The 19668-nt window shown below is 63.6% G+C and carries 17 protein-coding genes; 7 read left to right on the top strand and 10 right to left on the bottom strand.

From position 1 onward, the window contains the following. The first annotated feature begins 307 nt into the window (after nt 1-307). A complete protein-coding gene (locus Q0687_RS02425) occupies nt 308-1243 on the top strand; it encodes a PAS domain-containing sensor histidine kinase (RefSeq protein WP_298871776.1) in 936 nt (311 codons plus the stop codon). Between the two features lie 88 nt (nt 1244-1331). Here Q0687_RS02425 and Q0687_RS02420 read toward each other — a convergent pair whose 3' ends face one another. Next, nucleotides 1332-2693: a serine protease gene (locus Q0687_RS02420; protein WP_298871773.1), complete on the bottom strand. Its 1362-nt coding sequence runs from the start codon at nt 2691-2693 to the stop codon at nt 1332-1334. A gap of 214 nt (nt 2694-2907) precedes the next feature. On the opposite strand from Q0687_RS02420, the gene moeB reads away from it, so the two are divergent. Continuing rightward, nucleotides 2908-3711 carry a molybdopterin-synthase adenylyltransferase MoeB gene (moeB, locus tag Q0687_RS02415; protein ID WP_298871771.1) on the top strand — a complete coding sequence of 268 codons (804 nt, stop codon included), beginning with the start codon at nt 2908-2910 and terminating at the stop codon, nt 3709-3711. A gap of 14 nt (nt 3712-3725) precedes the next feature. Here the strand turns inward: moeB and Q0687_RS02410 are convergent, their stop codons facing one another. Continuing rightward, the gene (locus Q0687_RS02410; protein ID WP_298871768.1) at nt 3726-4727 is read right to left on the bottom strand and encodes a D-glycerate dehydrogenase; all 1002 of its coding nucleotides are present in this window, start codon (nt 4725-4727) and stop codon (nt 3726-3728) included. Nucleotides 4728-5051: 324 nt separating this feature from the next. Between Q0687_RS02410 and Q0687_RS02405 the strand changes: the two genes are divergently transcribed. Then, complete coding sequence (locus tag Q0687_RS02405) at nt 5052-5582, top strand: SH3 domain-containing protein (protein WP_298871765.1); 531 nt, start codon at nt 5052-5054, stop codon at nt 5580-5582. Nucleotides 5583-5758: 176 nt separating this feature from the next. On the opposite strand, the gene irrA is transcribed toward Q0687_RS02405, so the two are convergent. Further along, nucleotides 5759-6247, bottom strand: a complete 489-nt coding sequence (gene irrA / locus Q0687_RS02400) for an iron response transcriptional regulator IrrA (protein ID WP_128948747.1) — start codon at nt 6245-6247, stop codon at nt 5759-5761. A 350-nt stretch (nt 6248-6597) separates the two neighbouring features. Here irrA and fabA point away from each other — a divergent pair, with 350 nt between their 5' ends. The 3 genes from fabA to fabI all read left to right on the top strand — a co-directional run bounded on the left by fabA (nt 6598) and on the right by fabI (nt 9336). Further along, a complete protein-coding gene (gene fabA, locus Q0687_RS02395) occupies nt 6598-7119 on the top strand; it encodes a bifunctional 3-hydroxydecanoyl-ACP dehydratase/trans-2-decenoyl-ACP isomerase (protein WP_298871759.1) in 522 nt (173 codons plus the stop codon). 39 nt (nt 7120-7158) lie between these two features. Beyond that, entirely contained in the window at nt 7159-8382 is a 1224-nt protein-coding gene (gene fabB, locus Q0687_RS02390; RefSeq protein ID WP_298871757.1) for a beta-ketoacyl-ACP synthase I, read from the top strand. 153 nt (nt 8383-8535) lie between these two features. Continuing rightward, nucleotides 8536-9336, top strand: coding sequence for an enoyl-ACP reductase FabI (gene fabI, locus Q0687_RS02385; RefSeq protein ID WP_298871754.1), 801 nt, complete (start codon nt 8536-8538; stop codon nt 9334-9336). Between the two features lie 29 nt (nt 9337-9365). Here fabI and Q0687_RS02380 read toward each other — a convergent pair whose 3' ends face one another. Both Q0687_RS02380 and Q0687_RS02375 read right to left on the bottom strand, forming a co-directional pair. Next, on the bottom strand, nt 9366-9824 hold the full coding sequence (locus Q0687_RS02380; RefSeq protein ID WP_298871751.1) for a GNAT family N-acetyltransferase: 459 nt from the start codon (nt 9822-9824) through the stop codon (nt 9366-9368). A gap of 1 nt (nt 9825) precedes the next feature. Further along, nucleotides 9826-10752: a hydrogen peroxide-inducible genes activator gene (locus tag Q0687_RS02375; RefSeq protein ID WP_298871749.1), complete on the bottom strand. Its 927-nt coding sequence runs from the start codon at nt 10750-10752 to the stop codon at nt 9826-9828. A 114-nt stretch (nt 10753-10866) separates the two neighbouring features. Between Q0687_RS02375 and katG the strand changes: the two genes are divergently transcribed. Then, entirely contained in the window at nt 10867-13026 is a 2160-nt protein-coding gene (gene katG / locus Q0687_RS02370; RefSeq protein ID WP_298871747.1) for a catalase/peroxidase HPI, read from the top strand. A gap of 78 nt (nt 13027-13104) precedes the next feature. Here the strand turns inward: katG and pnp are convergent, their stop codons facing one another. The 5 genes from pnp to infB form a co-directional block, all read right to left on the bottom strand. Further along, entirely contained in the window at nt 13105-15261 is a 2157-nt protein-coding gene (pnp, locus tag Q0687_RS02365; protein ID WP_298871744.1) for a polyribonucleotide nucleotidyltransferase, read from the bottom strand. 378 nt (nt 15262-15639) lie between these two features. Next, nucleotides 15640-15909 carry a 30S ribosomal protein S15 gene (rpsO, locus tag Q0687_RS02360; protein ID WP_028133641.1) on the bottom strand — a complete coding sequence of 90 codons (270 nt, stop codon included), beginning with the start codon at nt 15907-15909 and terminating at the stop codon, nt 15640-15642. A 2-nt stretch (nt 15910-15911) separates the two neighbouring features. Beyond that, nucleotides 15912-17030: a tRNA pseudouridine(55) synthase TruB gene (truB, locus tag Q0687_RS02355; RefSeq protein WP_298871735.1), complete on the bottom strand. Its 1119-nt coding sequence runs from the start codon at nt 17028-17030 to the stop codon at nt 15912-15914. Further along, nucleotides 17027-17458 carry a 30S ribosome-binding factor RbfA gene (gene rbfA / locus Q0687_RS02350; protein ID WP_298871734.1) on the bottom strand — a complete coding sequence of 144 codons (432 nt, stop codon included), beginning with the start codon at nt 17456-17458 and terminating at the stop codon, nt 17027-17029. The genes truB and rbfA overlap by 4 nt, the downstream gene beginning before the upstream one ends. A gap of 155 nt (nt 17459-17613) precedes the next feature. Next, a partial coding sequence (gene infB, locus Q0687_RS02345; protein ID WP_298871732.1) for a translation initiation factor IF-2 occupies nt 17614-19668 on the bottom strand: 2055 nt, incomplete at its 5' end.

Genomic DNA, 19668 nt, shown 5'->3' with positions numbered 1-19668 from the left:
GGCAGCTTTCCGACAGTGCGTCGGCAAATTCGAGACGGACGTCGTCCAGGCGGTGCGATCGAGGCGGATGACGGCACGCATCGGAGATTGTATGCTACGAAACGCCGGCAGCGGGAGGATCGAGTGCCGTCTCGGTAGGGTTGTGCGTATGGGCAGGGATATTGGCAGCGACTTCTTGGCCGGCGGAGGTGAGTTGGGCGCGTTGACGCGAGCGTTCGACTGGTCCAGCACTCCTCTGGGCTCTCCGGAAATTTGGCCCCAAAGTCTTCGCGTGACGGTACGGCTCGTTCTGACCTCGCGGCACCCGATGTTCATCTGGTGGGGGCCTGACCTCATTCAATTCTACAACGACGCATATCGCGAGACGATGGGACCCGAACGCCATCCAAGCGCGCTGGGGGCGCGCGGCCGCGAGTGCTGGGCTGAGATCTGGAACATCATTGGTCCGCAGATCGAGTACGTCATGTCCGGCAAGGGAGCGACCTGGCATGAGGATCAGCTTGTGCCGGTGACCCGTCACGGTCGCCGCGAAGACGTTTGGTGGACGTACAGCTTTGGTCCGATCGATCTCGAAGGCGAGGTGGGCGGCGTGCTTGTGGTCTGCCGGGATGTCACGTCCGAGCATATGGCAAGAGAAGCGCTGGGCCTCATCAATGAGGAGCTGAAGCACCGCGTCAAGAACACGCTTGCCGTTCTGAGCGCGGTGGCCGCCCAGACATTTCGCGAACCATCCAGCAAAGCCGATCTTGGAAAGTACCAGGCGCGACTTGGCGCGTTCGGGCGCGCCCATGACCTGTTGACCGCCGCAAATTGGGCTGCCGCGCCCCTTCTGGATGTGATCGACACTGCCCTCATCCCTTATCGGACAGGCGAAGGCCGCTTTACGGTTTCGGGCCCCCCGCTTGTCGTCAAGTCTCGACAGGCTCTCGGTCTGTCTCTTGCGATCCACGAGCTGGCGACGAACGCTTTGAAGTACGGCGCCCTGAGCGTGGCAAACGGCCACGTGTCGATTGCCTGGACGGCGGAGGATCAGGACGGAGGGACAAGATTCATTTTCGTCTGGCAGGAACTTGGCGGACCAATTGCATCGGAGCCTTCCCGGGTCGGTTTTGGGTCACGGCTCATTTCCCGGGTTCTGGAAGACGATTTTGGTGGATCCGTCGACGTTTCCTATGATTCGACCGGTCTCGTTTGCCGCCTGACAGCCCCGCTCGAAAATTTGGCCACTCCTAAAGGCTTGTAAGGCAAAGCCGAAACAGTTTGGCTCGGCGGGGAGATATTTTGTAGCTGCACGCGTCGAGACAGCAGAAGTATCGCGGCCGCCGTCCGAGTTACTTCCGCACGCAGATCACGCGCACGACGGCGGCCTTCGCATCGTTCGACGTGCCATTCGCGGTGACGTCGTTTGCCTTCAGGAAGTCACGCACCGTCTCTGCGGAAACCATCACCGCTTGCGACGCCGGCAACGTGGTCGCAGGCCCTGCGACCATCGCCGGCTTCAACAGCGCAATTCCCGCGAATTTGCCGTCGCTATCGAGGGCGGGGCTTCCGGAGAAGCCGACAGCGGGTGGCGGCGACAACGCGGAGTCGCTGCTCGTCATCGGCGCCAGCGCGCCCTTGACGCTCGATACGCCGGCTGCACCGCCCTGGCTCTGCGGATCGGCGATGCCGACGACATCGACAGCAGTCTTTGCCGCGCCGCCGGTCAGGCTGAGCGGCTTCAATCCGCGCGCGCCGTAGATGTGCAACAGCGCGAGATCGTGCTCCTTGTCTTCAGTGAGGCGATCGGCATTGCCGTAGCCGCCGATGGTGATGGCGAGACAGGAATCGGTGACGAGACGATCCGTGACGATTGCGCCGTCGTCGCTGACGACGATACCGGTGCCGTATTCGACGGTCTTGCGCGGCGGCGGCCCTGCTTGCGGCCCCGATGGAAAAGCATTGAACGCGCTCGACATCGCGATCACGACAGGCTCGACCGTGTTTTCGGTCGCCTGATCGTACAGGATCGTCATGATACGGACTTCGTCGCCCTTGAAGGTGCCGCGCACGTAAAACTTCTTCAGGCCCTGCAATCCTGACAGCACGAAGAAATCGGGCTTCACGACGGTGTAATCGACCTTGCGGCCGGCCGGTTCCTTCTTCTCGGCGTCGGCGAGTTTTGCGGTGGTCGGATTCGCCTCCTTGCGACGGCTCAGCAGCACCTGCACCGTGCCGGTCGGCGAGGTCCATTTCGAGCCGTTGGCGTCGGTCGCCTGCTGCGGTACCAGCTTGGAGGGGATGCCGAGCCGCGCGCCGCTGGTCATCTCCGTCACGATTTTCCAGCCGACGCTGTCCTGCTTGCGCCGTGCGGTCTCGGCCAGCGCGGCGCGCTCCTGCGGATTGAGCACGCCGGTCGGCTTGCCGCCCTTGGCCTTCTGGTATTGCTTGATGGCATCGACCATGCGGGAGCTGACGTCGCCGGTGATGGCGCCGTTATACTCGCCGACCCAGGCGAGGTCGGACTGCAGCGATAGCCGTTCGGCCTGCGCCATGGCATAGGCCGTTTCCGACGGCGTTTGCAGGGCGGGCGGCTTGATCGGAACGGTCTGGACCGTCTTCGGCTTTGTGCCGGGGACCTGTGGCGCCGTCATCTGGGCGCCGGCGCCTGTGGCGGAGGCCAACATCAGTGTTGCCGCAAGCATCGATCTCATGACAAATCCAGCCAGCCCATTGAACGCGCTGCCATTGAAGCACATCTCGTTGGTCGCGAACAATGTTGGGCTGGTTCAGGAGTTGAGCCTCATCCTGAGGAGCCGCGAAGCGGCGTCTCGAAGGATGAAGGCCGAGCTGTCGCAGCGGGGCCTGCATGGTTCGAGACGGCGCTTTGCGCCTCCTCACCATGAGGGTTGAGAGGGACGAAGGACGATGCTGAGCCCGGACGAACTCGAACGCTATGCCCGCCATATCGTGCTGCGCGATGTCGGAGGCCCGGGTCAGGCTGCGTTGAAAAAGGCCTCCGTGGTGGTGATCGGCGCCGGCGGGCTCGGTGCGCCTGCCCTGATGTATCTGGCTGCCGCCGGTGTCGGCACGCTCGGTGTGGTCGATGACGACGTGGTGTCGCTTTCGAATCTGCAGCGCCAGGTCATTCACACCACGCCCGATATCGGTCGCCATAAGGTCGAGAGCGCGGCCGAGCGGATCGCAGAACTCAATCCGCACGTCCGCTTCGTCGGCCACGCCACCTGGCTCAATGCCGACAATGCGCTCTCGCTGATCGGCGGTTACGATCTCGTGCTCGACGGTTCCGACAATTTCTCGACGCGGTATCTCGCTTCCGACGCCTGCTTCTTTGCGAAGCGGCCGCTGATCACGGCGGCGCTCGGCACCTTCGACGGCTCGCTCACCACGATCCGCGCGCATGAGACGAATGAGCAAGGCGAATTCAATCCGACCTATCGTTGCCTGTTTCCGGAAGCGCCGCCGCCAGGCACCGTGCCGGCCTGCGCGGAGGCCGGCGTCATGGGCGCGCTCGCCGGCGTGCTCGGCTCGATGATGGCGCTGGAGGCGATCCGCGAGATCGTCGGCTTCGGCGAGGGTCTCGTCGGCCGCCTGCTGATGATCGACGCGCGTGCGATGCGTTTCGAGACGCTGCGCTATACGCGCGATCCCGCCAATCCGCTCAACGGCGACGGGCCGGTGTTCGACGATCTCAGCATCCATCGTACCTGATTGCGGTCATCAGGTTACAGCATGCTCGGCAGCACGCGGTCCGGCGGCTTGTGCGCGTCGAGGAAGGTGCGGATGTTGATGATCACCTTCTCGCCCATCTCGACGCGGCCCTCGATCGTGGCCGAGCCCATATGCGGCATCAGTATCACCTTGCCGGCCTTGGCGAGCCGCACCAGCTTGGGATTGACCGCCGGCTCGTGCTCGTAGACGTCGAGGCCGGCGCCGCCGATCTCGCCGCCTTCGATCAGCTTGATCAGCGTATCTTCGTCGGTGACTTCGCCGCGTGCGGTGTTGACGATGTAGGCATCCTTGCGGATCAGCTTCAGCCGCCGCGCCGACAGCAGATGGTAGGTCGCCGGCGTGTGCGGACAGTTCACCGAGATGATGTCCATCCGCGCCAGCATCTGGTCGAGGCTTTCCCAATAGGTCGCGCCGAGCTCTTCGGCGATCTTCGGAGCGACGGGACGGCGGTTGTGATAGTGGATCTGCAGGCCGAAGGCGCGGGCGCGGCGCGCGACCGCCTGGCCGATGCGGCCCATGCCGATGATGCCGAGGCGTTTGCCCCCGATGCGGTGGCCGAGCATCCAGGTCGGCGACCAGCCGGCCCAGGGTTTCCCCTCCGTCAGCACCGAGGCGCCTTCGATCATCCGGCGCGGCACGGCCAGGATCAGCGCCATGGTCATGTCGGCGGTGTCTTCGGTCAAAACCTTCGGCGTGTTGGTCACGGTAATGCCGCGGGCATGCGCGGCCTCGACATCGATATTGTCGACGCCGTTGCCGAAATTGGCGATCAGCTTCAGCTTGCAGTCAGCCTGGTTGACGATGTCGGCGCTGATGTGATCGGTGACGGTCGGAACCAGGATGTCGGCGGTGCGCGCCGCTTCGGCGAGCTGCTCGGCCGACATCGGCGTGTCGTCCAGATTGATGCGCGCGTCGAACAGCTCGCGCATCCGGGTCTCGATCGAGTCCGGCAGCTTGCGCGTCACCACGACGAGGGGCTTTTTCTTCACCGACATGTCTTGCCCTCATGAGGCGTTGCAGGCGGTCTTTGTCGCCAAAGGCCGGCTGTTGAGGCCTCATTAACCCGGTTGTTCGACACTGCCTTTGCCGTGTCGTCCCCGGCGTTTCCTTCAAGCTTTCGCCCCGCTTTCCGACCGGAAAATCGGGGCAAACTGGTTGTTCAGATGTCCGTCCTCTCTAGCAGAAGGCCGGCCCAAGACAAGAACCAGGACTAGCGCTTCGGGAACACCCGCGTGGGGCGGGGGAGGGGCGTGCGCGGCAGGTTTTGGAATTTGGGGTGAGGACCCGGTTTAGCCGGGTCTTCGACAGGAGACGGGTTGATGGCGTTGGGGCGTTTTTGTTCGGTGATGGCGCTCGTTTGCACCTGGTGGAGCGCTTCGGTCGGCCCCTCGCACTCGGCCAAGGACACCACGCCCCAGACCGCCAGCGGTCTTCCCGTGCCGCGCTATGTCAGCCTCAAATCGGATCACGTGAACGTCCGCGCGGGCCCGACCAAGGACAATGACGTGGCCTGGGTCTACACAAGGGCCGGTCTGCCGGTCGAAATCACCGCAGAGTTCGAGAACTGGCGTCGGGTGCGCGATTCCGAGGGCGCCGAGGGTTGGGTCTATCATTCTCTCCTGTCGGGCCGCCGCACTGCGGTGGTCACCATGAAGCACAAGGACGAACTGGCGCCGATCTATGACCATGCCGATCCCGACAGCGCGGTGGCCGCAAAGCTCCAGGCCGGGGTCGTGACCACAGTGAAAAAATGCACCACCAGCTGGTGCCACGTCACCGGCAATGGCTTTGACGGCTGGATCCAGCAGGAGCGCCTCTGGGGCGTCTACGCGGACGAGCAGGTGAATTGACGCTGGAGGCGTCATCCAGGGGCTCGCGCAGCGAGAACCCGGGATCTCGAGATTCTCAGGTGCGCAAGAGCGCACCATAGTTCGGCGCTGCGCACCGCCCCGGAATGACGACGCGAAACAACAACGGCCGGGACAAGCCCGGCCATGACGATCTCAATTCGATTTTTTAGGTAGTGTCAGCGCTTCTTGCGCAGGCGCACGACCATGTCGATGCGTGCGATCTCGTACCCCTCTGGCACCTCCGGCATCTTGGACAGCTCCAGATGCGGATCCTCGATATCGACCAGCTCGTGGCTGTTCTCGAGGTAGTAATGGTGGTGGGTGGTGACGTTCGTGTCGAAATAGGTCTTGGTGCCGTCCACACTGACCTGGCGCAGCAGGCCGGCATCGGTCAGCTGGTTCAGCGTGTTGTAGACGGTCGCAAGCGAGACCGGCACTTTGGCCAGCGTCGCTTCCTCATACAGCATTTCAGCCGTGAGATGGCGCGCGCCCTTCCCGAACAGCAGCCAGCCGAGCGCCATGCGCTGACGCGTCGGGCGCAAGCCGGCAGATTGGAGCATTTCGTTGACGTCGTGCCAAGGGCAGCCGGTCAGGGCCGGCTGGCGGCCGGACAGAAGGGCCGCATGCGCATCTTCGTCGTGACGGATCGCGTTGTTTTCGCTCATTTCCAGGATTCGGGCACGCGTGAACACTATCTATCTGCAATATATGGACAGATAGATGCAGATGCAAGTTTCTCGCAACTAGAGTGGTTCTAATCAGCTGAGGAACTGCCCCGAAGCTTCGTCATTTTACCTTCATGGGACGGCTTTGCTACCCGAAAAGGCCTGTGTTAGAGAGCGCGCGGTTCCGCCCAACCGATTTTGGCGCGGCCAGGCATTGGGGCCCGGCCCGCGGCCGATCCGGCTCTCGGTATTGGCGCCTGAGGATGGCAATGGGTGTTGCCATCCGAGCAGGATGGGGCCCATTTTTGCCAGAAACGCCGCTCAATCGGGGTTCAAACAGAGGCTTCCGCATGCTGAACAGGCGCAATGGTTACGAATACGAAGATTTGCTGGCATGTGCCCGCGGCGAGATGTTCGGCCCCGGCAATGCGCAATTGCCGCTACCGCCGATGCTGATGTTCGACCGCATCACGGAAATCAACGACAATGGCGGCGAATTCGGCAAGGGCCTGGTGCGCGCCGAGCTCGACGTGAAGGCCGATCTCTGGTTCTTCGGCTGCCACTTCAAGAACGATCCGGTGATGCCGGGTTGTCTCGGCCTCGACGCGCTGTGGCAAATGGTCGGCTTTTATCTGGGCTGGAGCGGTGGCGAAGGTCGCGGCCGTGCGCTTGGCCTCAGCGAATTGAAGTTCGGCGGCCAGGTGCTGCCCGAGGCTCGCAAGGTTGTGTACAACGTCGATATCAAGCGCGTGATGCGTTCAAAGCTGGTGCTCGGCATTGCCGACGGATGGCTTTCGGTCGACGACCAGATTATTTATCGCGCGAAGGATCTGAAGGTCGGCCTGTTCAAGCAGGGCGTGAGCCTGGGCTAAGCGCATCACCAAGAAGACAACGATTTAGGCGAGGCTGTCATGAGGCGGGTTGTGGTCACCGGGATGGGTATCGTCTCGTCGATCGGAAACAACACCCAGGAAGTGCTTGCAAGCCTCCACGAGGCGAAGTCGGGCATTTCGCGGGCCGAGAAATATGCCGAACTCGGTTTCCGCTCGCAGGTGCAAGGTGCGCCCACGCTCGATCCTTCGACGGTCGTCGACCGCCGTGCGATGCGTTTCCTCGGCCAGGGCGCCGCGTGGAATCACATCGCAATGGAACAGGCGATCCAGGACTCCGGCCTGTCGCCTGACGAAGTCTCCAACATTCGCACCGGTATCATCATGGGCTCCGGTGGTCCGTCCGCTCGCACCATCGTCGAAGCCGCCGACATCACCCGCACCAAGGGACCCAAGCGCGTCGGTCCGTTTGCCGTGCCGAAGGCGATGTCGTCCACAGCGTCGGCAACGCTTGCGACCTGGTTCAAGATCAAGGGCGTGAATTATTCGATCTCCTCGGCCTGCGCGACCTCGAACCACTGCGTCGGCAATGCCTATGAGACGATTCAGATCGGCAAGCAGGACGTCATCTTCGCGGGCGGCTGCGAGGAGCTCGACTGGTCGCTGTCGGTGCTGTTCGACGCCATGGGCGCGATGTCCTCGAAGTACAACGACACGCCCGCCACCGCCTCGCGTCCCTATGACGTCAATCGAGACGGCTTCGTCATCGCCGGCGGCGCCGGCGTGCTGGTGCTGGAAGAGCTTGAGCATGCCAAGGCGCGCGGTGCGCGCATCTACGGCGAGATCGTCGGCTATGGTGCGACCTCGGACGGCTACGACATGGTTGCGCCGTCGGGCGAAGGCGCTGAGCGCTGCATGCGCATGGCGATGTCGACGGTGAAGACCAAGGTCGACTACATCAACCCGCACGCCACTTCGACGCCGGCCGGCGACCCGCCCGAGATCGATGCGCTTCGTCGCGTGTTCGGCGCCGGCGAAAAGTGCCCGCCGATCTCCGCGACCAAGGCGCTGACAGGCCACTCGCTGGGCGCGACCGGCGTGCAGGAGGCGATCTACTCGCTGCTGATGATGAAGAACGGTTTCATCTGCGAGAGTGCGCACATCCAGGAGCTCGATCCCGTGTTCGCCGACATGCCGATCGTGCGCAAGCGCATCGACAACGTCAAAATCGGCACCGTGCTGTCGAACTCGTTCGGCTTCGGCGGCACCAACGCCACGCTGGTGTTCAGCCGGATGGACGTGTGAGCCCACAAGCTGTCATGCCCCGCCTAGTGCGCAATTGCGCACGGGGGCGGGGCATCCTATACGCCGCGGCTTCTCGATTTTTTACGACCGCTTCTGGAATACTGGATCGCCCGCCCGCGCGGGCGATGACACTGACAGTGGAGTTAGCAGGCAATGGAAGGTCTGATGAAAGGCAAGCGCGGTCTGATCATGGGCATCGCCAATGATCATTCGATCGCCTGGGGCATGGCGAAGACGCTGCATGCTCACGGCGCCGAGCTTGCCTTCACCTTCCAGGGCGAGGCCCTCGGCAAGCGCGTCAAGCCGCTGGCGGAGCAGCTTGGCGTGGAGCTGGTGCTGCCTTGCGACGTCGAGGACATCGCCAGCGTCGATGCGACCTTCGCCGCGCTTCGCGAAAAATGGGGCAAGCTCGATTTCGTCATTCACGCGATCGGCTTCGCCGACAAGAACGAGCTGAAAGGTCGCTACGCCGACACCAGCCGCGAGAATTTTTCGCGCACCATGGTGATCTCCTGCTTCTCGTTCACGGAGGTCGCAAAGCGCGCGGCCGAGCTGATGACGGACGGCGGCAGCATGATCACGCTGACCTTCGGCGCTTCTGAGCGATCGATGCCGAACTACAACGTGATGGGCGTCGCCAAGGCGGCACTGGAAGCCTCGGTGCGCTATCTCGCCTCGGATTTCGGACCGCGCGGCATCCGCGTCAACGCGATCTCCGCCGGCCCCATCCGCACGCTCGCCGGCTCCGGCATCGGCGAGGCACGCGCCATGTTCGCATACATGCAGAAGCATTCGCCGCTCCGCCGCGGCGTCACGCTCGACGAGCTCGGCGGCTCGGCGCTGTATCTGCTGTCGGATCTCTCGGGCGGCGTGACCGGCGAAATCCACTATGTCGATTCCGGCTACAACATCGTGCTGATGCCGAGGCCTGATGATCTCAAGGCTGCGGAGTAACCCGCCGCGATCGTCTATACGATCGCTGGCTACCCGGTGGGCCGCTTCCACCGGTAGTATTTCATCACGAACCCGTTCGACGGTTCGATCTCTTCCCTCTCGAACACAAAGCCTTCGCGCTCGTACCAGCGCCAGGCCTTTTCGTTCTCGCGAACGCAGCGCAGGTACATCTCGTCGGGCATTTGCGTACGCGTGAAGGCGAGCAGCTTCCGACCGAGCGATTGCCCCTGATAGGCGGGCGCGACGAACAGCATGTCGAGATGGAGCTTCGGCAGGTGCAGCGCCAGCATCGCGGCAATGGTGCCGACGTCGTCGGCGACGAACAGGCTCCAGCCGTTCTCGATCTCGCGCCGGATGCGTGCGCGCAGGTTTGCCAGCAGGAATTCGCTGGCTTCGCCGAGCCCGGTCGAGATCCAGCTCTCCATCCAGACACGACCGATCTCGTCATATTCGTCGGCGTGCGCCGGGCGGATGATCGGATCAGACATCTCAAGCCTTCACGCTGCGCGCGGCTTGCCGCGGGCGCACCTTGCCGGCGGACAGGCACACCACTTCGGAGATCTGCAGCAGCTGCCGCGCCAGCGGGCTTGTTTTGCGCCAGACCATGCCGATGGTGCGCGACGGCTCGGGGTCGCGGAAGCGCGACAGCGAAACCGACGCCGATCGCGTCTCCACCGATACCGCCATTTCCGGAATGAGCGTGACGCCAATGCCGGCGCTGACCATCTGGACCAGCGTCGACAGCGAATTCGCATCCAGCATCTCGCGCGGCGGCGCCGATTGCATGTTGCAGAACGACAGCGCCTGGTCGCGGAAACAATGGCCCTCCTCGAGCAGCAACAGCCGCATCTCGCGCATCATCTCGCGCGACGGCGCTGGGGTGCCTGCATCCGTGCCGGGCCGCACCAGCAAAAATTTCTCCTCGAACAATGCGACCTCGGTGAGCGAGGGCTCGGACACCGGCAGCGCGACGATGGCGGTGTCGAGGCGGCCTTCCACCAGCTCCTGGATCAAGCGCGGCGTCATCGTCTCGCGCACGCGGATGTCGAGCTCCGGATGCATGCGCGTGAGATTCTTGGTGATCTTGGGCAAGAGATAAGGCGCAATCGTCGGAATCATGCCGATGCGCAGGCGGCCGGCAAAGCGGTCCTGCGAGGCGCGGGCGAAATCGCCGAGTTCATCGACCGAGCGCAGGATGTCGCGGACACGCTGCGCAAGCTCCTCGCCAAACCGGGTCAGCGCGACCTGGCGCGCGCTACGCTCCAGCAGCAGCCCGCCGAGCGCCTGCTCGAGCTCCTTGATCTGCATCGACAGCGCCGGCTGCGAAATGGAACAGGCCTCCGCGGCGCGGCCGAAATGACCGTGGCGCGCCAATGCGTCGAAATAGCGCAGCTGGCGCAGGGTGAGGTTGATCATCAGAAAAAACTATCGCAGCGATCATTAAAGTCAACTTCCCCTGATCGAAGGCGACGCCTAGAGTGGTTCGACCTGGTAAATGGCGCGAGTGCGACGCCACCAGAGGAGGTATTCATGGACGACACTTCGAAGTGCCCGTTTTCGGGCGGCAAACGCGTGCCAGCAAACCGCGACTGGTGGCCCACCAATCTCAGCATCGATATGCTGCACAAGAATTCCAGCCTGTCCGACCCGATGGGCGAGGCGTTCGACTATGCCAAGGAATTCAAGACGCTCGACCTGAACGCGGTCATCAAGGACCTCACCGCCCTGATGACGGATTCGCAGGAATGGTGGCCCGCCGATTTCGGTCACTATGGTGGCTTGATGATCCGCATGGCCTGGCACAGCGCGGGCACCTATCGCATCACGGACGGCCGCGGCGGCGCCGGTGCCGGTCAGCAGCGTTTCGCTCCGCTCAACTCCTGGCCCGATAACGCCAACCTCGACAAGGCTCGCCGGCTGCTCTGGCCGATCAAGCAGAAATACGGCCGCAAGATTTCCTGGGCCGATTTGATGGTGCTCGCCGGCAACGTCGCGCTGGAGTCGATGGGCTTCAAGACCTTCGGTTTCGCCGGTGGTCGCGCCGATGTCTGGGAGCCGGAAGAGCTCTATTGGGGTCCCGAAGGCACCTGGCTCGGCGATGAGCGCTACAGCGGCGAACGCCAGCTCGCCGAGCCGCTCGGCGCCGTGCAGATGGGCCTCATCTACGTCAATCCGGAAGGCCCGAACGGCAAGCCGGATCCGGTCGCCGCAGCCAAGGACATTCGCGAAACCTTCTTCCGCATGGCGATGAACGACGAAGAGACCGTCGCGCTGATCGCGGGCGGCCACACCTTCGGCAAGACCCACGGCGCGGGCGACCCGTCGCTGGTCGGTGCGGAGCCGGAAGCAGGCGCGCTAGAAGATCAGGGCCTCGGTTGGAAGAGCAAGCACGCGTCGGGCCTCGCCGGTGATTCCATCACCAGCGGTCTCGAGGTGACCTGGACCACGACGCCGACGAAGTGGAGCAACAATTTCTTCGAGAACCTGTTCAAGTACGAATGGGAGCTGACGAAGAGCCCCGGCGGTGCGAACCAGTGGACCGCCAAGGGTGCCGACGCGATCATTCCTGATCCGTTCGACAAGTCGAAGAAGCATCGCCCGACGATGCTGACCACCGACCTCTCGCTGCGCTTCGATCCGGCCTATGAGAAGATCTCGCGCCGCTTCCTCGAGCATCCCGATCAGTTCGCGGACGCCTTTGCCCGCGCCTGGTTCAAGCTCACCCACCGCGACATGGGCCCGATCCAGCGCTATCTCGGCCCGCTGGTGCCGAAGGAGACGCTGATCTGGCAGGACCCGATCCCGGCCCTGAACCACGAGGTGGTCAGTGATCAGGACATCGCTGCGCTGAAGTCGAAGATCCTGGCGTCGGGTCTCTCGGTGTCCGAGCTTGTCTCGACCGCCTGGGCCTCGGCCTCGACCTTCCGTGGCTCGGACAAGCGCGGCGGCGCCAACGGTGCGCGCATCCGTCTTGCTCCGCAGAAGGACTGGGAGGTCAACCAGCCGGCCCAGCTCTCCAAGGTGCTCGGCAAGCTCGAAGCGATCCAGAAGGAGTTCAGCACTGGTGCGAAGAAGGTCTCGCTTGCTGACCTGATCGTGCTCGGCGGCACCGCCGCGGTCGAGAAGGCCGCCAAGGATGCTGGCGTCGACGTGAAGGTTGGCTTCACGCCGGGCCGCATGGATGCGACGCAGGATCAGACCGACGTCGAGTCCTTCGCGCCGCTCGAGCCGCGCGCCGATGGCTTCCGCAACTATGTCAGCAAGAGGCATCAGTTCCTGCAGCAGGAAGAAGCGCTCGTCGATCGCGCGCAGCTTCTGAAGCTCTCGGGTCCTGAGTTGACCGTGCTGGTCGGCGGCCTGCGCGTGCTCGGTGCAAATGCGAACGGGTCGAAGGCCGGCGTCTTCACCTCCAAGGTGGGCACGCTGTCCAACGACTATTTCGTCAACCTGCTCGACATGAGCACGGCGTGGACGGCGGCTGCCGACGGCTCCTACGAGGGCCGCGACCGCAAGACCAATGCGGTGAAGTGGACCGCCACGCGTGCCGATTTGATCTTCGGCTCGCACTCGCAGCTCCGCGCCTTCGCCGAGGTCTATGCCTCGTCGGATGCCAAGCAGCAGTTCGTGGCTGACTTCGCTAAGGCCTGGACCAAGGTGATGAACCTCGACCGGTTCGACATCGCAGCGTGATCCCAGCGCATAGCAAGCGACAAACAAAAAGGGCGGCCGAAACGCCGCCCTTCGTGTTTCTGAAATGGCTTGAAGCGATTACTCGCCGGCCGCTTCGCGCGGAGCCTTCTCGCCGTCGCCGCCCTTGCCTTCGAGGTCTTCGCCGGTGGTCTGGTCGACGACCTTCATCGACAGGCGGGTCTTGCCGCGGTCGTCGAAGCCGAGCAGCTTGACCTTGACCTTGTCGCCTTCCTTGACGACGTCGGAGGTCTTCTGCACGCGGTTGGCCGCGAGCTGGCTGATGTGAACCAGGCCGTCCTTTGAACCGAAGAAGTTCACGAAGGCGCCGAACTCCATCACCTTGACGACGGTGCCGTCATAGATCTGGCCGACTTCCGGATCGGAGGCGATCGACTTGATCCACTTGATCGCGGCCTTCATCGCTTCGCCGTCGCTGGAGGCGACCTTCACGGTGCCGTCGTCCTCGATATTGACCTTGGCGCCGGTCTTCTCGACGATCTCGCGGATCACCTTGCCGCCGGTGCCGATCACTTCGCGGATCTTGTCGGTGGCGATCTTGAAGGTCTCGATGCGCGGCGCGTATTCGCCGAGCTCGGCGCGGGCGTTGGTGAGCGCCTTCGCCATCTCGCCGAGGATGTGGATGCGACCTTCCTTGGCCTGGCCGAGGGCGACCTTCATGATCTCCTCGGTGATGCCCTCGATCTTGATGTCCATCTGGAGCGAGGTGATGCCTTGCTCGGTGCCGGCCACCTTGAAGTCCATGTCGCCGAGATGGTCTTCGTCGCCGAGGATGTCGGAGAGAACCGCGAAGCGCTTGTCTTCGAGGATCAGGCCCATCGCGATGCCCGCGGTCGGCCGCTTCAACGGCACGCCGGCGTCCATCAGTGCGAGCGAGGCGCCGCAGACCGAAGCCATCGACGAGGAGCCGTTGGATTCGGTGATCTCCGAGACCACGCGGATCGTGTAGGGGAACTCGTGATGCGGCGGCAGCACCGGATGGATCGCGCGCCAGGCAAGCTTGCCGTGGCCGATCTCGCGGCGCTTGGTGCCGCCGAGGCGGCCGGTCTCACCGACCGAATAGGGAGGGAAGTTGTAGTGCAGCAGGAACGTCTCTTTGTACGTTCCCGACAGCGCGTCGATGTACTGCTCGTCCTCGCCGGTGCCGAGCGTGGTGACGACCAGGCCCTGCGTCTCGCCGCGGGTGAACAGCGCCGAACCGTGGGCGCGCGGCAGCACGCCGACTTCGGCGATGATGTTGCGCACGGTCTTTGAGTCGCGACCGTCGATGCGCTTGCCGGTGTCGAGGATGTTCCAGCGAACGATCTTCGCCTCGAGCTCCTTGAACACGGCGCTGATGCGCAGCTTGTCGTATTTCGGCTCCTGCCCTTCGGGGAAGTAGTGGGCGATCACCTTCTCCTTGACCTTGCCGACCGCGGCGTAGCGATCCTGCTTGACCGGAATGGCGTAGGCGGCGCGCAGCTCCTGCTCGACCAGGCCGAGCATTTCCTTCTCGAGCGCGGCGTTGTCGATGACGGTGACTTCGCGCGGCTCCTTGGCGGCCTTCTCGGCGAGCTCGATGATCGCGTTGATCACGGGCTGGAAGTGGCGGTGACCGAACATCACGGCGCCGAGCATGATGTCTTCGTTCAGCTCCTTGGCTTCCGATTCCACCATCAGCACGGCGTCGGCGGTGCCGGCGACGACGAGGTCGAGCTGGGTGTCGACCATCTCGTCGAGCGTCGGGTTGAGGATGAACTCGTCATTGGCGAAGCCGACGCGGGCGGCGCCGATCGGGCCCTTGAACGGAGCGCCCGAGAGAGTCAGCGCAGCGGAGGAGGCCACGAGCGCGACGATATCGGGGTCGTTCTCCATGTCGTGCGACAGCACGGTGGCGATCACCTGGGTCTCGTTGCGCCAGCCGTCGACGAACAGCGGACGAATCGGACGGTCGATCAGGCGGGAGACCAGCGTCTCCTTCTCGGTCGGACGACCCTCGCGCTTGAAATAGCCGCCGGGAATGCGGCCAGCCGCGTAGGTCTTTTCCTGGTAGTCGACGGTCAGCGGCAGGAAGTCGACGCCTTCACGCGGCGTCTTCGCCGCGACGACGGTGGCAAGGACCACGGTCTCGCCATAGGTGGCGATGACGGCGCCGTCGGCCTGGCGTGCGATCTTGCCGGTTTCGAGCTTGAGAGGGCGTCCGCCCCAGTCGATCTCGACTGAATGCTTATTGAACATAGAGGTCTTCTTTCATGGGTTCTCGAAAGAAGGGACGGCTCGAAAAACAAAAACCATGTCAAGATTGCAGGACGCTGATCGGAGCGGGCGATCAGCGTCCTGCGATCCTGCCATGGTTTTTGGATGTCGGATGGCGTCCATCCTTTCGGGTCATACGGGCACCTTGCCCGTTGCGCCCAGCCGCCGGATTGCTGCTGGACTGTCAGTCGGCACGATTGCGAACACCGAACCTTTGGTCTTCGCCGATCATGCCCCGGATGCGCAGCGTCATTGGCCCGCACCGGACGTACGCGTGAGCCTCGATCAAAAACCCTGCAATAAGCGCTTTCGCTCGAAACCACGCGCTAAAACGCGCGCCAGTGGCGCGCGCAAGAACTCTTAACGACGAATGTTGTGCTTCTCGAGCAGCGCCTTGTACCGCGCCTCGTCCTTCTTCTTCAGGTAGTCGAGGAGCGAGCGGCGGGTCGAGACCAGCTTCAGGAGGCCACGACGCGAATGGTTGTCCTTCACGTGGGTCTTGAAGTGGCTGGTCAGGTTGTTGATGCGTTCCGAAAGGATCGCGACCTGAACCTCTGGCGAACCGGTATCACCGGCCTTGGTGGCATTCGTCTTGATGACTTCCGCTTTGCGTTCTGCGGCAATCGACATCGTCAATTTCTCTCGTTGCGACCGGTTGAGGCAGTCAAGCCGGTCAGGTTGAACACACGCTTGGGGATGATTTCGCCATTGCCAACTTCGGCAAGCGCCAAAAGACGGCCTGCCACCGTGACATAGACTGTGCCGCTACTTGTGGGCGCATCCCGTCCGCGCAACAAAACGGCCTGGCCCCGATGGAGCCTTGCCGCATCAGCCCGAGTGACGGCCAGTGCCGGGATGTCGTCCAGCGCGGTCTCAACGGGCATTAGCGCGTCGGCGAGGCTTCCCTCGCCGGACGCGGCTCTATCGCACAAAGCCTCCAGTTGATCCAGCGGAATCATGTCATTCTCGCTGAATGGGCCGACCAGGGTCCGCCTGAGCGCGCAGATATGGCCGAAAGTGCCCAGAATCCGGCCCATATCGCGGGCGAGCGCCCGGACATAGGTTCCCTTGCCGCACTCGGCCTCGAACACGGCCCGGTCGTTATCCGGTTGATCTACAAGGGCTAAATGGTGAATCTCGACCGGGCGGGGCGCCAGTTCCACGACTTCGCCGTCGCGGGCGAGGTCATAAGCCCGCTCGCCCTGGACCTTGATCGCCGAATAGCGCGGCGGAACCTGCTCGATCACGCCCGTGAATCGCGGCAGCAGGGCCAAGATGGCCTCGCGGGTCGGGCGCCGGTCCGACGTTGCCGTGACCTGGCCCTCGATATCATCGGTGTCGCGCTCCTCGCCCCAGCATACCGTAAAGCGGTAGCGCTTGCGGCCGTCCATCACGAAAGGAACCGTCTTGGTGGCTTCACCCAGCGCAATCGGCAGGCCGCCGGAGGCGAGCGGATCGAGCGTGCCCGCGTGGCCGGCGCGCTTGGCGTTGAACAGGCGCTTGAGCACGGCGACGGCCTGCGTCGAGGTCATGCCGATCGGTTTGTCGAGTACGACCCAGCCGTGCACGTCGCGCCGGTCGCGGCGCACCTGATTGCCCTTCTGCTTGTTCGCGCGCGGATCGTTGTTGACGCGGCGCGCCTCCTGATGCGGCTGCGCATTGCCGCTGACATCTGCAAAATTATTTTGCTGGATGTCGCGCGTGTCGGCCTCGTTGCTGGCAATCGTGCCGTGAGCCGGGTCCATCATCATTGCTCTTCTTCCCGATCCGAATCCGGATTCTTGTCCAAGTCCTTCTGCACCGCAGGTGTTCGCAAAAGCTTCTCGATCCGTTCCGCTTCGTCGAATCGTTCGTCGACGCGGAAGCGAAGGTCAGGTGCAAATTTCAGGTTAACGCGCCGCGCGACTTCGCCGCGCAGGAATTTCTTGTTGCGATCGAGCGCAGTGATGACGAGCTCGGTGTCGCGGCCACCGAGCGGCATCACGTAGATTGTCGCGAGCTTCAGATCGGGCGACATCCGCACCTCCGGCACGGTGATGATGTGGCCTTCGAGATCCGCATCATGCACACTGCCTTGCGCCAGAATATCGGCTATCGCGTGGCGAACCTGCTCGCCGACGCGCAGCTGGCGCTGCGAGCCGCCGGGCGCGGAACTCTTTTTCTGATGATGCCGTGGCATGGTCGAAAATCACCTCGTCGTGCCCGCGTTGGGACACGAGCATTGTCATTTGTCCTGTTGAAACGAATGGAGCGTGGATGGCCGGAAAAAATCCGGCCATCGCACTCCCGCAATTTCAGCTCAAAAAGATCCGGGCGCTTCGGTAAGATTTGGACTTACAGGGAGCGCTGGATCGTCTCCACGCGATAACACTCGATCACGTCACCGGCACGCATGTCGTGATAGTTCTCGAAGGCCATGCCGCATTCCTGGCCGGCCTGGACTTCCTTCACTTCGTCCTTGAAGCGCTTCAGCGTCGACAGCTTGCCTTCGTGCACGACGACGTTGTCGCGGATCAGGCGCACATTGGCGCCGCGCTCCACGGTGCCGTCGGTGACGCGGCAGCCGGCAACCTTGCCGACCTTGGAGATGTTGAAGATCTCCAGGATCGCAGCATTGCCCAGCATGGTTTCGCGCAAGGTCGGCGCGAGCAGGCCGCTCATTGCCTTCTTCACGTCGTCCACGAGATCGTAGATGATGTTGTAGTAGCGGATCTCGATGCCGTTGCGCTTGGCGGCGGCAGCAGCTTCCTTGTTGGCACGAACCGAGAAGCCGATGATCGCGGCGTTGAAGCCTTCCGCGAGCGTGACGTCGGATTCCGAGATGCCGCCGACGCCCGCATGCAGGATGCGGGCTGCGACTTCGTCGGTGCCGAGCTTCTCCAGCGAGCCCAAGATCGCTTCCAGCGAGCCTTGCACGTCGGCCTTGATGATCAGCGGGAATTCCTTGCGGCCCGCTGTCTTCAGCTGGGACATCATCTGCTCGAGCGAGCCGCGCATGCCCGAGATCGAGGCCGCCGCGTTCTCGCGCTTCTGGTGCGCGCGATAGCTCGTGACCTGGCGGGCGCGGGCTTCGTTCTCGACGACCGCGAGACGATCGCCGGCTTCCGGCGGACCGTTGAAGCCGAGCACTTCGACCGGCACCGAGGGGCCGGCTTCCTGAACCGTCTCGCCCTGATCGGAGATCAGCGCGCGGACGCGGCCCATTTCGGCGCCGGCGACGATGATGTCGCCGACACGCAGCGTGCCGCGCTGGACCAATACGGTCGCGACCGGACCACGGCCGCGATCGAGCTTGGCTTCGATCACGGTGCCCTCGGCCGGACGCTCCGAATTGGTCTTCAGGTCGAGGATATCGGCCTGCAGTGCGATCATCTCGAGCAGTTTGTCGAGATTGGTCTTGTTCTTGGCGGACACTTCGACGTCGACGACGTCGCCGCCGAAGGATTCCACCTGCACCTCGTGCTGGAGCAGCTCGGTGCGGACGCGCTCGGGCTTTGCGTCGGGCTTGTCGATCTTGTTGATGGCAACGATGATCGGCACGCGCGCGGCCTTGGCGTGGTTGATGGCTTCGACCGTCTGCGGCATGACGCCGTCATCGGCCGCGACCACTAGCACGACGATGTCGGTGACCTTGGCGCCGCGGGCGCGCATCGCGGTGAACGCGGCGTGGCCGGGCGTGTCGATGAAGGTGATCTTCTTGCCGCTCTCGGGCGACAGCACCTGATAGGCGCCGATATGCTGGGTGATGCCGCCGGCTTCGCCGGAGACCACGTTGGCATGACGGAGCGCGTCGAGCAGCGAGGTCTTGCCGTGGTCGACGTGGCCCATCACGGTCACCACCGGCGACCGCGTCTCGGTGTCGGTGGAATCGTCGACCTGGTCGAACAGACCCTCTTCAACGTCCGACGCGGCGACGCGCTTGACGGTGTGGCCGAGCTCCTCGGCGATCAGCTGCGCAGTGTCGGCGTCGATCACGTCGGTGATCTTGTGCATCGCGCCCTGCTTCATCAGCATGCGGATGACGTCGACCGCGCGTTCGGACATGCGGTTGGCGAGTTCCTGGATGGTGATCGCTTCCGGGATCGTCACTTCGCGAATGAGCTTTTCCTTCGGCTCGTTCGAGGCGTGGCCCTTCAGGCGCTGGGTGCGGCGGCGGAACGAGGCGATCGAGCGCTCGCGAACCTCGTCGGCATTGAGCGCGGTGACGACGGTCAGGCGGCCGCGCTCCTTCTGCGGGCCAGGCTTGTGGGTGGGTTTGGGCGCCACCACGGGGCGCGCGGCGCCGCCGGGGCCACGACGGATCTGGCGCGGACCATCGTCCTCGTCCGGTCCGGCAGCAACTGCGGGGGCGCGACCCAAGGGGCCGCCACCCGGGCGCGACGTGGTGGT

The sequence above is a fragment of the uncultured Bradyrhizobium sp. genome (assembly GCF_936928535.1).
GTDB lineage: Bacteria > Pseudomonadota > Alphaproteobacteria > Rhizobiales > Xanthobacteraceae > Bradyrhizobium.
This window is presented reverse-complemented; position numbering and strand designations above follow the sequence as displayed.